This is a genomic window from Halegenticoccus tardaugens, from assembly GCF_004116405.1.
Classification (GTDB): domain Archaea; phylum Halobacteriota; class Halobacteria; order Halobacteriales; family Haloferacaceae; genus Halegenticoccus; species Halegenticoccus tardaugens.
Genome location: NZ_SDIC01000007.1, coordinates 244,359 through 259,227, shown reverse-complemented (window position 1 = coordinate 259,227; position 14,869 = coordinate 244,359). Strand labels below are relative to the sequence as shown.

Genomic DNA, 14,869 nt, shown 5'->3' with positions numbered 1-14,869 from the left:
ATAGTTAGCACTATGATTGAGGCAGTCAGAGGAGGAATCTCCAATGGTGATAAGCTCTACCTTGCGGGCTTTACCCATCTTATTCCGTTTGCTGCAGGCCATGAGATCATCAGACAGGAGCTGCGTGGCCTGGATTTAGTCAGATCGACGCCCGACCTGATTTACGATCAGTTGATCGCTGCGGGGTGCGCTAGCAAAGTAACGTTTTCATGAGCCGGAAATCCCGGAATCGGAAGCCTCCCAGCGTTTCGTCGTGCCACCGAGGAGGGGATCCCTACCGACATCGAACTTGAAGAATACACGCACTTTGGAATGATCGCCGCACTCCACGCTGGTGCAGCAAATCTCCCGTTCGCTCCACTACGGGGATTCTTTGGTTCGGATCTTCCCAAGCACAACGAGAACATTGCACAGATTAAGATCCCATTCGGTGATGACTATGTGTACGGCGTTGCGCCAATCAAACCGGACGTGGCAGTCGTCCGTGCACAGCGTGCCGACGAAGATGGGAACGCTCATCTCTGCGGGATCTAAGGAGAACAGAAAATTGCGGCCCTCGCTGCCGACACGGTAATCCTCACTGTCGAAGAACTGTGTTCGGAAAAGACGATCCGGAGTGGTCCCAACCGAACAATGATCACGAGCGATGATGTCGACTACGTGGTCAAAGACCCGTATGGTTCACACCCATCTTATGCGCAGGGGTACTATGATCGGGATAATTAACATTTTTAATTACTATCTGCAGGCCAACCGACTTGACGTAGGTTTTCTGGGTGGTGCATAAATAGACAAACACGGGAATATCAACTCGATGGTCATTGACGATTACGGTGATCTGATCATCCGCTCTCCCGGTAGCGGCGGTGCATGTGAAATCGCGTGTCACGTGGATCAGACGCTGGTCATTACACCTCACTCGGCGCGTCGGTTTCGAAGAGGTTGACTTCGTTACCAGCCCCGGGCTTATCAACGGCCGTAAGGGGCGTCAGGAGCTTGGACTGGACGGTGGCCCCGAAGCGATTATCACCGACAATGCCATCTGCAGGCTCAACAAACCGGCGAGATGTATGTTGACTCATTGCACCCGGATGTAACACGCGAAAAAACACGTGAGAAAACTGGCTGGGATATTGCGTTCGCAGACAACCTGAAGATGACCCCATCCCCCACTGAGGCGGAACTCCGACTCATCCGAAAAGAGCTTGATTCTGATGGGAGGCACACCGGAAGGAGCCAATAAACGATACGCAGATCGAACGCTGGGACACTATCGTGGGTCTGTTGACAACGCTGTAGTTGTTGGCTCTAGATCGTGTTCTCTCAGACGGATCTATTTAGTAACTCCTGAGAAAGCACTAGTATGCCTGCAGCACTCGTTACAGGAGCATCCCGTGGCATCGGCAGAGCGATTGCGCTTCAATTCGCCCGAGATGGCTACGATATTGCGGTGAACTACCGCAGTCGCAGGACGGCAGCCACCGACGTGGTCGAAACAATTGAAGCTGAAACCAGCCAATTTGGCCACGCGGTACAAGGAGACATTGGTGATTTGGCATCTATCAGAGCGTGTATCGAAGAAATAGCCGACACGTTCGGCGGCATTGATCACATTGTGAATAACGCTGGGATCAACCAACACTGCTACACACCTGATCTCTCGCCTGAGGAATTCATCCATCTGCTGAACGTCAACGTCAACGGGGCGTTCACGGTGACAAAAATTGCTCTCCCCTACCTTGAACAGTCGTGCGTCCCGGAAGGGCCGTCGGTCATTAACCTCTCTTCGCGGCTCGCCCATACTGGTGCGGATTACGAACCACACTACGCAGCCTCGAAAGCTGGAATCATCGGGCTCACAAAGAGTCACGCACTTGAGTTCAGTCCAGACATACGAGTAAACGCGATCGCGCCAGGGTTCATTGAGACAGACATGACCGATAAAACGGCCTCAGAGGACGAAAAGCAAGCACGACGTGAGACGATTCCGGTCAGCCGTCTGGGGAAACCAGAAGACATTGGTCAGGCAGCAGCGTATCTGCGCGATGCATCCTTCGTCACTGGTGAGACACTGAATGTAAATGGCGGACAGACGATGTGGTGAAGCGCCTCGGAGTCAAGTGGTTCGAGACGCGAAGCGTCTCGTCATCACAAGAGAGCTCGCTCTCTCGAACGACCCCGAAGCTTCCTGCTTTTGCGACGGAACGTGCACCGTGAGGCACAGTGGTTCTCGTCTCCACAGGCGTGGATTCGGCGTCTCCCTTACCTACTTGGGAGCGACGGTGGATACGGTTGTGACCCGGCTTGTTTTCGCCGGTCAAACCACGTCCGATGGGTGAGACCGTCACACCACTTCGTTCAGTGTGTTGTGACCTACCAGGTCGGTTAGTGTCGACTTCATCCCCGAGATCAAACCTCGGGGTACTCGCCTTGATTTTCTGTAAATCGACGGTTCACGATTCTGAGATAGACTCATATAGCGCTCGTCGGTCGATCTTGTCGCTATTGGTTTTTGGAAGTTCCTCTCTGAAGACGTACCGTCGCGGTCGTTTGAACGACTCAAGAGCATCGGACTCGATGAAGAATCGGTCCAGGTCGACTTCTGAGGGCTCTTTGGTGGCGGAAACGACGAACGCGGTGACAATCTCGCCCCACTCATCGTCCGGAACACCGACTACCGCTCCGGTTATCACGTCAGGGTGGGTGTGGAGCACATCCTCTACCTCTGCTGGATAAATATTCTCACCACCGCTAACAATCATGTCGTCTTTTCGGTCGACGAAGTAGAGGAAGCCGTCCTCATCACGCCGTCCCAAGTCTCCAGTTCGGAACCAACCGTCGACGGTCGCATCGGCGGTCGCCTTCGAATCACGCCAGTACCTGAGCATGCAAGTGGGCGTCTTCACAAGAAGCTCGCCTATCTCGCCGGTCTCAACGACGGCATTTGGAACGGAGTTCTCCGGGTCGACGACACGGACGACTGCGTTCGGGGCAGCATGTCCAATACTGCCAAGCTTCTCGTCGTGAAACTCTGGGAAGATGAGCGTCCCAAAGACGATTTCCGTCGAACCGTACGCGTTCACGAACTCACAGTCGGGGATATACTCACGGGAGTGTTTTGCGACTGAAGCAGGCATCGCCGATCCAGAGTACTGGATCATCCGAACATGTGAAATGTCACGTTCACCGATGGATGAATCGTCAACCAGAGCCCGCACATGGGTCGGTACCCCCCACATAGTTGTAATCTCCTCAGACTCTATGCGTTCAAGCGTTGTCGCTGGATCGAATCCGTGCTGAATGACGTTGCACGCACCCACGTTTATCGCCGGGAGGGCGTTACAGAGCAGCGGGCCGACGTGGTAAAGCGGACCCAGCGCGATGTTAACGTCCGTCGGGCGAAGTCGGTTATAGGGAATCGAGACGAGTGATGAGGTTACGACAGTACGGTGCGAGTGCAGGACACCTTTCGGCATGCCGGTCGTCCCCGAGGTGTACAGGAGCATCGCCGAATCCGACTCGTCAACAGTAACTTGGGGCAAATCGCCGCCTGTGGCCGCGAGTTCCTCATATGTGTGGGTCAGTAATTCGTCATCAAATCCGATGCCGATGAGGCGATCAGGAAGGACGTCTGTCGCAAGTGAACGTACTGCCTGCAGACAATCCTCGTCAAAGACGAGGCCTACCGATTCAGCGTGCTGAAGGATATACGCGAGTCGCTTCGGTGGAATGCGATAACTGAGTGGGTTGAAAACCACACCAGCGTGAGCCGAGGCGAACAGCAGTTCGAGAAATTCTATCGAATCCGTCAGTAGAACCGAGAGGTGGTCGCCAGGTTCAAAACCGAGACTGGCCAATCCCGTTGCGATTCGTCTCGCACGCTCATCCAACGTCGCGAACGTGACTGTCTCGTCGACTATCGGATCTCGGAGTGCAGGGCGGCCTGGAAATCGTGCCGCCGTCTGTGTCAGCACGTCGTCGGCGGTTAGGTGTGTCACATACGGGTATTGTAGCATACGATTATAACGCTGCTGACCCATCCGGGTGGGGTCGCAGGAAATATCCGAGAGATATACGAGATCCACGTTCACGAGGAAGTCGTCCCTCGAAGTTATATAGAGCGGTACCAACAGACGAATACTGATTAGAAATACCATGTCAGTAACTTTTGAACTCCCGGAGTCCCACCGGACGCACCAAGAAGCGGTGCGACAGTTTTGTGAGGAAGAGGTTGAACCCCATGTCGACGCTTACGAGAAGGAAGGAACGTTCCCAATAGAGGTAGTCAATCGCGTCGCTGAAGCAGGGTTCCACGGTGTCCAGTACAGTACTGACTACGACGGCCTCGGACTGGACTACCTATCCTATGCAATCACGATCGAGGAGATCTCGCGCAGTTGGAAGCTGCTTGCCGGTACGGCCTCTATTGCCGGGAGCCTCGTTGGCTATCCGATCAACGAATTCGGTGCCGAGTGGCAACGCGAGGAGTGGCTGAAGAAGATATGCTCGGGGACGTGGATCCCTGCACTCGCGCTGACCGAACCAAATGCTGGGAGCGATGCTGCCTCGCTCGAGACGACGGCGAATCGAGATGGCGATGAATACGTACTTGACGGGCAGAAGGTCTGGACAACGAATGGGAGTATCGCCGATTTCCTGGTCGTTGCCGCTAGAACAGGTGAAGGAGAAGATCATAACGGCGTCAGTCTCCTTGGTATTCCGAACCCACAGTCGCGAGATGGGATCACATTTGTACGTGAGATCCCCTGTATGGAAGGCGATACCGCGATCGAGACCGAACTCCGCTTCGATCGGGTTCACATCCCAGCCGAGAACGTCATCGGGGATAGAGGACGGGGATTCCGGTACGTGATGGAGGGGCTCGACATCGGGCGGATCGGCACAGCTGCGCAAGGCGTCGGGGTGGCACAGGCGGCGTTTGACGCGAGTAGACAGTTCGCCGATACACGCGAACAGTTCGGACAGCCAATTCGTGAGTTCCAAGGGATCTCGTTCAAGCTCGCCGATATGGCAACCGAAATCGAGGCATCGCGATTACTCACCTACTCGGCAGCGGCCAAGCGCGACCGAGGGGCTCGCGTAACCACGGAGGCAGCAATGGCGAAGACAAAGGCGACGGACGTCGCAATGGACGTTGCGACCGAAGCTGTTCAGATCCACGGTTCGCGTGGCTACTCGAAGGAGTATCCTGTCGAGAGACACATGCGCGTTGCAAAGGGAATGCAGATCTATGAGGGAACAAACGAGATAAACCGTCTCGTGATCGCAAACCGGCTATATGAATGAGTAGCCGCATAAACAGTTATTAGCTAACCAAGTAGACGTCCGCTTGTGTCCCACCTGATCGACCTGACAGCGAAAATCACCGAAGAGATGGCGAACCACCCTAACCACGGACGTAGTCCGTTGTTTCTTTCGGGGACCCGAATGAACCATGAACAAGCTGAGGACACATGGCGTGGAAAGGGAGTTGACGACCTCTCTCTTGTCAACGGATTCGTCTACATTGCAGAGCACAACGGAACTCATATTGATGCCCCCTTCCACCTGCATCCAGACGGAAAGTCGATCGACGATATCGCCCTTGAGGAGTGCTTCGGGCCCGCAGTCTGGCTCGATGTCTCAACTGCCGGTCCGTGCGGCGGAATTGGTCCTGACCTACTCGAGCGTGCCGCGGCAAATGCAGACGTAAAGGTTCAGCCTGGTGATGCTGTCCTGCTGTACACAGGGTGGGACGACTACCTTCCAGACGATGAAGTAACGTACCTGGAGAATCATCCAGGTCTCTCGGCAATGGGAGCGCAGTGGATCCACGAACGTGACGTAAGCGTCGTTGGAATCGATTGCGGAAATGTCGATATAGCTGGCGACGTCTCGATGCCTGCTCACCGCGTATTGCTTAGAGATGGTGCACCTGACTCGTACACCCTCATTGTCGAAAATCTCAGAAACATTAACTCGATTCCGTCTCATCGCTTCATATTCAACGCGGCACCGCTTCCGCTCAGCGGGGCGACCGCGAGCCCGATTCGTGCATTTGCTATAATTAATTGAGAATTCTCCAACCTCAGTACCGTAGCTATGTTCGTGACAACCGTCGGCGAGTTCTGATCGTTTACGAGTAGTAAGAACAGGGTTTCTTCAGGACAGACGCCTCCAGTCGGTTCAAATTCCAGTTCACTAGAGGCACGTTGTATCGCTGATAGTGACGCTTCACTTCTCTGGGATCCGAATCGCTAAAAGGACCATCGTACCTGCGACTGCGGCCAGCACCACAAATGCCTCGTCGAAAAAGCCGCGATCGGCGGCGCCTCCAAAGAAGACCGGACTCAGTGCACCAATCATGAAGGCAATGGTCCGCAAGATGCCAAATCCTGTTCCCCGCACGTCGTCTGGGAGTGTTTCCAACAGGTATGGTTCTGTGATCGTCGCGAAGCCGAGTAAGGTACTTACAAACACTGTGATTATGACCAGAGCCCAGAAGCCGTCGAATAGTGGAAGACTGATAAACGCTATCACTGGCCCGCTCGCGACAATCATAAGTGAGTGTCGGATTCCAATCCGGTCATACGCACCTCCGGATAAGGGTTTGATGAGGATTCCCAGCGCGAAGAACAGACCGAACATGATGCCCGCAACGGTCGTTGAGAGCCCCTTTACCTCGACAAGATACGTCGGATAGAAGCTCGTGAATGCCTGCCAGATACAGAGTCCGAGAATCAATACGCTGGTCGGGTAAACTACTGCTGGCTGACGCAATACTAAACTCATATAGCGAGCACCCTCGAATGAGAGGGTATCTGCGCTATCTTTAGACATCGATGGCTGATGTGGAACGATCCGCCAGAGTACGACCGCCATCAACAGAAATAGCGGGATCGTGAAGGCAAATCCAAGTTGCCAGATGAAACTCGCTGCGATCAACCCGGCAAGCGGAGGGAGAACCGACTGACCGGCATCCTGAGATGCTGCCGTCACCCCGTTTGCGGTACCAATATTATCCGGATACAGTTGCGGGATGATGGTATATCGGGCGACCGCGTAGAGCGCCGCTCCGAAGCCGAATAACGCGGTTGCGGCGAAAAGAACTCCCGGAGAACTAGCGCTAACGACGAGCGTCAGTGTTACCGCGGACATCAGCATACTCAGCGTCAGGATAAGCTGTTCGCCAATCCGATCAGCGAGCATGCCGCTAGGAAGCTGACCGATTGCATATGCGAGAAATAGCACGGTTAACAGAAACCCGGAGGTCGTCAGATCGAGGTCATAGGTGGTTCGTAGGTGTGGGAGCAGCACCGGATAGATCATCCGGACACCCATCGAAAGGAACCACCCTCCAGCGAGCGTAACGAGGACCTTTCCGCGTCCGTCACTCATGAGGTTGCGTATCCTATTACTGCGAACGGACTCAACTCGTAGGCCACTTCGAGGCACAATTGTTCTGCCTCGAAGAGCGATCGGCTGACAATCTCATTGTAACAGTTTCAGTGAACATCAGAAAGACCCCAGGGACAGATAGCCTTGATTCCGTACCTGCCGTTAGGCGGGCTTGAGAGACAAAGCGATCCGAATATACCTTTGTCAAGGCTCGTGTGGTGAATTTTCAAGTGAGTAAGTCGTCTCATTTGCACGCTCAGTAAATGATCTTCCCGCCGGAGACGTTGAGTGCCTGTCCTGTAATTCGGTCTGTCGCGTCGGAGCAGAGGTACGAGACGGTTTTAGCGATATCATCCGGTTCGACGAACGAACAGACGAGCGACTCCTGTTGTTTTTCATCGACGATTTCATCGCGTGACTGCTCAGAGTTAGCTGCTCGCCTGTCGATAACGTCGTCAATTCGTGGTCCGTTCACGGGACCTGGGCAGATCGCGTTCGCGGTGACACCGTGTGGCCCACCCTCGGCTGCTATCGTCCGAGTGAGTCCCAACATCCCAGCTTTCGAGCTTGCATACGGGCTCCGCATCGGGACCGCACGCTTCCCCGAGGATGAGGAAATGTTGATCACACGACCGTAGCCGCGCGATTTCATCTCACCAATTACCTCACGAACACAGAGGAAGGCCCCACTAAGGTTGATTGAGAGGGTAGTATCCCACTCATCAAGGGAAACGTCTTCGATCGGTGCCGTTGGACCTGCGATACCAGCATTGTTTATGAAGATGTCAATTGGGCCAACAGTGGCTCTCGCATCTGCAATCGCACCGGTAACGCTCTCTGAATCAGTAAGGTCGAGGTAGGTTTCGATTGCCGCTCCGCCGGCGTCTTCGATCTCCTTGACGGTCCTTTCCCGTTTAGAGGCGTCAAGGTCGCCGACAACTACAGTGATGTCATGGCTTGCCAGTTCGATGCTGATCAATCGCCCGATACCACGGCTGCCGCCTGTCACGAACGCGGTTTCACCCTGAATCTTCATGTACATCTGCTCAGAGATGGGCCCTCCCTATCTTTCTTGTGAGAGCAATAAGACGGTTTCTCAATGTTTCACCTATACCGTGGTTATTGTTAACTCCCCGTATTAAACTATGGAAAGGGGAGTAGCAGACAGAGTATTCGCCATGGGCGTTCGAACATTCCATCCACGGCTGTGACGTGGACTATGGTAGTCAACGCGTTCTACCCGTGTGAGCTTGACGAGTACTCTCATTCGATCAGCCGTCGATTCTGTTCGCGACGAAAAAAGGATAGTCCTCAAGTCGGCCTCGATCGAATCCACTCACGTACTCGAATGACTCAATTCTGAATCGGTTACCAATTCTGAGATCCTGGTAGGGTTCGTCAATCGGCGTGAGTAACCGCGGCTCATCGTCTAATTCAATAACACCTACAATGAGTCCGTCGTCAAACTCAGGGGCAGTTACGTGCTGTCGAGTGAACGAAAACAAGGTTCCCTTTCCGGTCGACTCCTGCCACTCGACAGCTAGTGATTGGCAGTAGGGGCAGACAGGTCCCGGAGGAAAGAATCGGGAGGTGCACTCCTCACAGCGGTGAATCAATACCTTTCCGTCAACTAGCGCTTCCCAAAACGGATCGGTATATGCCGTTTCCCGCATGAGTCAGGCCTCCGTACTGAAGATAGTCGCGGTCGCGCCGTTAACGTGTCCGTGCTCTGCAGTCGTCATGACGTTTTGAGCGTTCAAAATTTGCGTTGAAGCGATTCCGCGAAGCTGGCGTACAGCTTCAACATGGTTAATGAGCGGTGTGACCAAAGGTGGATGGCCTCGACCTAAGCATCCCCCAGACGGACTAATTGGGAACTTACCATCGGGGGCAGTTTCTCCCTCAAGACACGCTTGAACACCCTGCCCTTCCTCGGCGAGTCCGAGTTCTTCCGTAATGATTGCCTCAATGTGAGGAAACGGAGCGTACGGCTCGTAGACGTCGAATTCGTCGAGTTCGAGCTCGGCTTCTCCACTGGCTTGTTGCGCGGCGGCTCTGACAGCTGGCAGTTCGGTCACGGAAATATCACGACTCATGAGTAGGTGGCTCGGAGCGTGGTGAGAACCAATTCCACTGATTTCCACGGCCCCGTGCGCGGTCTCTGCGATAGAGTCGTTCGTCAATACTAACGCAGCAGCACCGTCACAGGGTGCTGGACACTCAAGGAGTCTGATCGGGTCGGCGATCAGCCGAGAACCGAGAACATCGCCACGTGTAACTTGCGTGTCGAACACGGCGTATGGATTTTCGCGAGCATTATTGCGGTTTTTGACGGCAATCTCGGCAATGTCTTCTCTATTAAGGCCATACTCGTAAACGTAGCGTTAGAGACTTTGTGCGTAGACTCCTGGGATCGACATTCCGATCGGTGATTGAAATTCCACGTCAAAGACACGGAGAATATACTGGAAGTATGATCCACTCGTCTCAATCAGTGAGTTTCGTTCTGTGGCGAGGACGACAGCCGTGTTGACGGCGCCTGTACGGATATCGGTTACCGCGGAGTGGAGCGCGCGTGCCCCACTCGTCCCACCAGTCGAAATCTCCATCGATTGATGTAAGTCAAGCCCAAGATGGTGTATCAGATACGTCGAAAAGAACTTCTGTGGCATCCATGCCCGAGGCGTTGGCATATAAATTCCATCAAGGTCAGAGGGTGATAACGATGCGTCTGCTAGTGCCTCAAGAAGGACATTGACTGCTAAATCCCGTGCTGGAATGTCGTATGTACCGTTTGGTATTTGGCCGATCCCTATGACATGCGGAGTATGTGTCTCAGTCATGATGGTGGTTACCTTGCTGCATCCGAAGAGATACATCTACGGATCCCGGAAATGCCGGAGAAAGAACTATGGTGGTTTTTATACTAGGAGAGTAATATGAAAAATAACCAATGGCATCCTGGTTATGGGCTCGTGATGTGAGATTTACGGCCGTGATACCGATGCGGGTATGATAGATATTCAATAAGTCAATATATTTAAAATTTGGGTAGTTGCTTAGTAAATCACGCGAATTCGAGCCAGTCATTTCTCATTAGTGAATTATAAATATGAGAACACACCACAATACCCTATGATAGATCAAGAGAATTCAGATGTGCCTGCACGGATAAAGAGCCTCAGCACGACGTTCAAGCTTATCGAAACACTAGAAGACCTTGGAGAGGCACAGCTGACTGAAATCGCTGACCACAGCGACATCGCGAAAAGTACAGCTCATAAACATCTAAATACAATGGTTGATCATGATTACATTGTCAAAGAAGAGTCCAAATATCGACTCGGATTTCGGTTTCTCGACATTGGAGGGCACGTTCGCTCTCAATTTCCTGGTGTGAACATCATAAAACCGAAGCTCCAAGAATTGGCTGAAAAGACGAACGAAGTTACTCAGTTTATGACCGAAGAAAGCGGGTTAGCGGTCGTCCTTTACCGTGAATCAGGCCGACATGGTGTCCCCTCGCGAACGCGTACTGGAACCCGGATGTATCTCCATCAAACAGCTTCTGGAAAGGCTATTCTCTCCCAACTCCCACCTAAGCGAGTAAATGAAATCATTGATCGTCACGGCCTACCAGCGGCGAACGATATGACGATCACAGATCGTGATACCCTGTTCGAAGAGCTGGAGGAAATTCGTGATCGTGGATATAGCTTCAGTTTAGGGGAGAGTACAAAGGGGCTGTTTGCAGTGAGTGCTCCAATGAAAGCTCCCGATGACACTGTGATAGGTGCCTGCACGGTGTCGGGACCGAGCCACCGGATGCGTGGTAAGCCAATAAAGGAGGAAATGCCTCACCTTATACTCAGCGTAGTTAACGAAATCGAGCTAACTATTGCCCATTCGTAAAATTTCTCCATAGTGAACGCTCGTGTGAATTTCCCTCAGCGCACATTTGTATCAGGGAATAGTATTATTACATTACTACGTTTGTAATCAAAGACTTCATGCTCGGTTAACCCTTTCTATAATCAAAGCTGGCGTTGAGCATTGTCTGCACTCGGTCCCTCAATCTTATACGCTGTATCGTTATCGTCGTCTGTCCCATCATCTTCCTAAAGTAATCGATGCGGGCGACGACGTTGTACTCGTGCATCGATACGGACGTGATACAATCGAATCTCGGTACGTGTTCAAGTTGAATCTGATGAATCGGTATTTATCTTCCTTGTCATAGACAATTTCCATTTCAAATAAACTGCGGTATTTGTAACGATCAGTGACGTAGATGGTGAAGAAAGAAAGCGCCTCAATAGAGAGAATTTCGTGCTCACTCCCGTTCCATATTGGAATGAAATGTGGATTGCACAAGTTGAAGGGCCGTGTTTAGTTACTTGACTTCGCACGTTATGTAGCCTGAGCCCGTAGAGAGAGGGTGAAACGCGATGCTTCCGATCACGTCGTTCTTATCGTGTATTGAGCCAATCGACCAGTGGAGTGTTTCCCAACGAGGCAGAAACACCACGCCAAGACCTCCGTGACAGGTCTTGTTGCCGCCACCAACAAGACCGTTCAGGGCATCTCGAACCACGTTCTTCCGGTCAACAGCGAACGCGCACTCAACAAGTTCTTCACCGAGTACGACTGGGACGAAGACCGACTCAACAGAGAACGACTCGAACTCCTCCAGCAGGCCGACGATACCAGATGGACCAGTGACGGTGTCGTCGATAATGACGACACCTTCACGCACAAAGTCGGCGAACACATCCCTAACGCCGGGAAATTCTACGATTACACCGTCCCAGGATACATCTGGGGCCAGAACATTATCTACGCGCTCTACGCCGACGACAAAACCACCTACTCACTCACCTTCCGTCTCTACGGAAAAGACGCACATCGACGCGTTGGGCTAGCTATCGAACTCGTCGACGAGCTCATCGAGATAGATGTCCGCGCGGACACCTATCTCTTCGACACGAGCTATTGTTCCGAGGAATTCGTCACGCATCTCGAAACCTACGGGAAAGAGTGGGTTTCAGCGGTCAAAAGCCACGCACTCGTGAGCTACGGCGGTGACCGGCTCCGTGTCAATGCGCTCGGCAAGCGTATCGACACAGTCCCGCGGTCGACGGCGAAACCTACCACATCTGGACGCAGAAGCGCGATGTTAGCCGTCTCGGCGTGGTGACGTTGCTGATCACCGAGGAGGAATCGAGCGAGAAAGACGAAGCGAGCGTGAAGTACATCGTCTCGAACAAGATCGCTGCGCCAGCGAGCCATCTCATCACGTTGTCCGCGATGAGATGGCGAGTGGAGACGTTCTTCAGGGACACAAAGCAGGATCTTGGTTTGGGAGACTGCGAGCTCCGGCACGCCGCAGGTACCAGTCGGCACTGGCACCTGCTGATGTTGGCCTACAGCCTCCTGAAGCTCGGTGCTGCAGAGAGAGCTGTTGGAACGATTCTCGTACGTGCGAGTTCACTTCGCAACGATGTCAAGCGTTCGTTCCGCGAAAGCGTTCAAAACCTTCTCTCTTGGGCACTCAACAGCCCCGACCGCAGCACCGACGAGTTAATGCGCAAGATCAAGGGAATGTTCGTCTAACGTGCGAAGTCAAGTAACTAGACAGTGCCTGAGAGGGCATCTTCCCTGATTCGCTAGATAGTATATTGGTGACAGCCGACAGGGTAGTTCGACAAAATCGAAGTTGTAGGGACGTACGACCGTTCTCTTACTTTTCTCTCAGTTCGTGGGTCAGTCACGGCAATCGGCTCTCATCCTCAACAGTTGGTCGGACGATGACGAATTACGCGTCGGAGACCGGCATACTGAACAAATCACCGAACAGTTCGGTATCCTCGAAACGTCTTCTTGTCGGTACAGAATTTCGGGAATGGCATGGTTTATTACCACGCTGGATAGAAAACCATACATGCGATTCGTGTGTTTCGACCAGGACCGCCTGGGACTGCTCACAGAAGACGGCATCGTAGACGTGACTGACCGCCTCGGTATTGACGCTGAGGACCCTCTCGTGGAGTACATCCAAGGCGACTACGACGCCAATGAATATGCCGACGCCGACCCGGACTTCCGGCGTGAGGACGTCACTGTCGAGTCGCCGGTGAAGCGCCCTGTCAAGGTCGTCGCCGCGCCCCTGAACTATGAGAAGCACATTGAGGAGGCCATCGCTGACAAAGACATCACCACCGACGAGTGGTTCTCCATCAAGGACAAGGGCTACTTCCTGAAGGCACCGTCGAGCGTCGTCGGACCGGACCACGGTATCGAACTCCCCTTCGACGACCGTCGAGTCGACCACGAAGTCGAACTTGCGTTCGTAATTGGCGAGGACGTGAAGGACGTCAGCGTCGACGAAGCGTGGGACAGTATCTTCGGGTACACTATCCTGCTGGATATCTCTGTCCGCGGCGACCAAGACCGCTCGAACCGCAAGTCGTACGATACCTTCACTGTCATTGGCCCCTCGGTCGTCACACCCGACGAGATAGACAATCCGCAAAACCTCGACATGCGACTTGACCTCAACGGCGAGGTGCGGCAAGACGCGAACACCAGCGATATGGTGTACACCTGCGCCGACGTGGTGCAGTACGCCTCCATCGGGGCGACTCTTGAAGCCGGTGACGTCGTTACCACGGGGACGCCCGAGGGTGTCAGCGAACTGAACGACGGTGACATCGTGGACGCCGAAATCGAGTCCGTCGGTTCGATGACTGTCGACGTCACCCAGCGCGATGTCTCCTTCGCTGATGTGAACGTCGAAAAGGGCGGCCAGTAGCGGTCGCGTCGGGACGTTTCCTCGACTTAACACGATCCGGAGTGGGGCGGGAGACTGTGGAAGTACGCTCTCCAACGACGGATGATCTGCGAGGATTGTCGCGAACTCGTCTCGTCCGACGAACTCTTCGAGGTATCGTCGGTCTGTTCCGTGAACGGGCAGCGGCAAGACGTGACAAGGCATATGATGGTCACCAGCGTCGTATCCATGGGAACTGAACAGGGCAGCGATGTGTTCTCCTTCAGGACCCGTCACAGACCATGATGACGATACCACTCGCGATCGACACGGATGTCGAACAGGCGGAGGGACAGGCCGAGTCGATACTCGAACTGCCACTCGTGAGAGACGACATGCGACTCGTTCTCTTTCACGTCTTCCGGGCCGACGACGAGGGGGCCGACGCGCGGAAGCTCAACTCGGTTGCAGCGGCCCTCGAACGCCTCGAAGCAGCGGGGTTCGATGTCGAAGTTGAACAGTCGAGTGGTGACGCGGTTCAGGAGATACTCGATGAGGCAGCGCGAGTCGACGCCGACGTCGTTAGCCTCGCCGGGCGGAAGCGGTCGCCGACGGGCAAAGCACTGTTCGGAAGTGTCTCACAGGATGTCGTTCTGAAGTCGGACCAACCGGTTCTGTACGAAACGACCGACGACTGAAAGC

13 protein-coding genes and 1 pseudogene are annotated in these 14,869 nt (G+C 53.6%); 8 read left to right on the top strand and 6 right to left on the bottom strand.

Features of this window, described 5'->3' with window-relative positions:
* Nucleotides 1-228 precede the first annotated feature (228 nt).
* Nucleotides 229-534, top strand: coding sequence for a CoA-transferase (locus C3L37_RS25070; protein ID WP_323740471.1), 306 nt, complete (start codon nt 229-231; stop codon nt 532-534).
* 829 nt (nt 535-1,363) lie between these two features.
* Nucleotides 1,364-2,104, top strand: coding sequence for an SDR family NAD(P)-dependent oxidoreductase (locus C3L37_RS18570; protein WP_129116061.1), 741 nt, complete (start codon nt 1,364-1,366; stop codon nt 2,102-2,104).
* A 349-nt stretch (nt 2,105-2,453) separates the two neighbouring features.
* On the opposite strand, the gene C3L37_RS18565 is transcribed toward C3L37_RS18570, so the two are convergent.
* Complete coding sequence (locus C3L37_RS18565) at nt 2,454-4,091, bottom strand: class I adenylate-forming enzyme family protein (protein ID WP_228546345.1); 1,638 nt, start codon at nt 4,089-4,091, stop codon at nt 2,454-2,456.
* Between the two features lie 64 nt (nt 4,092-4,155).
* Between C3L37_RS18565 and C3L37_RS18560 the strand changes: the two genes are divergently transcribed.
* Nucleotides 4,156-5,307 (top strand): acyl-CoA dehydrogenase family protein, encoded by a 1,152-nt coding sequence (locus C3L37_RS18560; RefSeq protein WP_129116060.1) that lies wholly within the window; start codon nt 4,156-4,158, stop codon nt 5,305-5,307.
* 45 nt (nt 5,308-5,352) lie between these two features.
* Complete coding sequence (locus tag C3L37_RS18555) at nt 5,353-6,075, top strand: cyclase family protein (RefSeq protein ID WP_129116059.1); 723 nt, start codon at nt 5,353-5,355, stop codon at nt 6,073-6,075.
* A 159-nt stretch (nt 6,076-6,234) separates the two neighbouring features.
* On the opposite strand, the gene C3L37_RS18550 is transcribed toward C3L37_RS18555, so the two are convergent.
* The 5 genes from C3L37_RS18550 to C3L37_RS25060 form a co-directional block, all read right to left on the bottom strand.
* Nucleotides 6,235-7,341 (bottom strand): MFS transporter, encoded by a 1,107-nt coding sequence (locus C3L37_RS18550; protein WP_164974808.1) that lies wholly within the window; start codon nt 7,339-7,341, stop codon nt 6,235-6,237.
* A 313-nt stretch (nt 7,342-7,654) separates the two neighbouring features.
* Nucleotides 7,655-8,434 (bottom strand): SDR family NAD(P)-dependent oxidoreductase, encoded by a 780-nt coding sequence (locus C3L37_RS18545; protein ID WP_129116058.1) that lies wholly within the window; start codon nt 8,432-8,434, stop codon nt 7,655-7,657.
* Nucleotides 8,435-8,669: 235 nt separating this feature from the next.
* Nucleotides 8,670-9,071 carry a Zn-ribbon domain-containing OB-fold protein gene (locus tag C3L37_RS25860; RefSeq protein WP_129116057.1) on the bottom strand — a complete coding sequence of 134 codons (402 nt, stop codon included), beginning with the start codon at nt 9,069-9,071 and terminating at the stop codon, nt 8,670-8,672.
* Nucleotides 9,072-9,074: 3 nt separating this feature from the next.
* Entirely contained in the window at nt 9,075-9,542 is a 468-nt protein-coding gene (locus C3L37_RS25065; RefSeq protein WP_228546344.1) for a thiolase C-terminal domain-containing protein, read from the bottom strand.
* Nucleotides 9,543-9,782: 240 nt separating this feature from the next.
* Nucleotides 9,783-10,277 (bottom strand): thiolase family protein, encoded by a 495-nt coding sequence (locus tag C3L37_RS25060; protein WP_228546343.1) that lies wholly within the window; start codon nt 10,275-10,277, stop codon nt 9,783-9,785.
* 256 nt (nt 10,278-10,533) lie between these two features.
* Here C3L37_RS25060 and C3L37_RS18530 point away from each other — a divergent pair, with 256 nt between their 5' ends.
* The 4 genes and pseudogenes from C3L37_RS18530 to C3L37_RS18515 all read left to right on the top strand — a co-directional run bounded on the left by C3L37_RS18530 (nt 10,534) and on the right by C3L37_RS18515 (nt 14,865).
* Nucleotides 10,534-11,310 (top strand): IclR family transcriptional regulator, encoded by a 777-nt coding sequence (locus tag C3L37_RS18530; RefSeq protein WP_129116056.1) that lies wholly within the window; start codon nt 10,534-10,536, stop codon nt 11,308-11,310.
* Nucleotides 11,311-11,846: 536 nt separating this feature from the next.
* Nucleotides 11,847-13,011, top strand: a pseudogene (locus C3L37_RS18525) (IS701 family transposase).
* A gap of 328 nt (nt 13,012-13,339) precedes the next feature.
* Nucleotides 13,340-14,209: a fumarylacetoacetate hydrolase family protein gene (locus tag C3L37_RS18520; protein WP_129116055.1), complete on the top strand. Its 870-nt coding sequence runs from the start codon at nt 13,340-13,342 to the stop codon at nt 14,207-14,209.
* 260 nt (nt 14,210-14,469) lie between these two features.
* Complete coding sequence (locus tag C3L37_RS18515; RefSeq protein WP_129116054.1) at nt 14,470-14,865, top strand: universal stress protein; 396 nt, start codon at nt 14,470-14,472, stop codon at nt 14,863-14,865.
* Nucleotides 14,866-14,869: the final 4 nt, after the last annotated feature.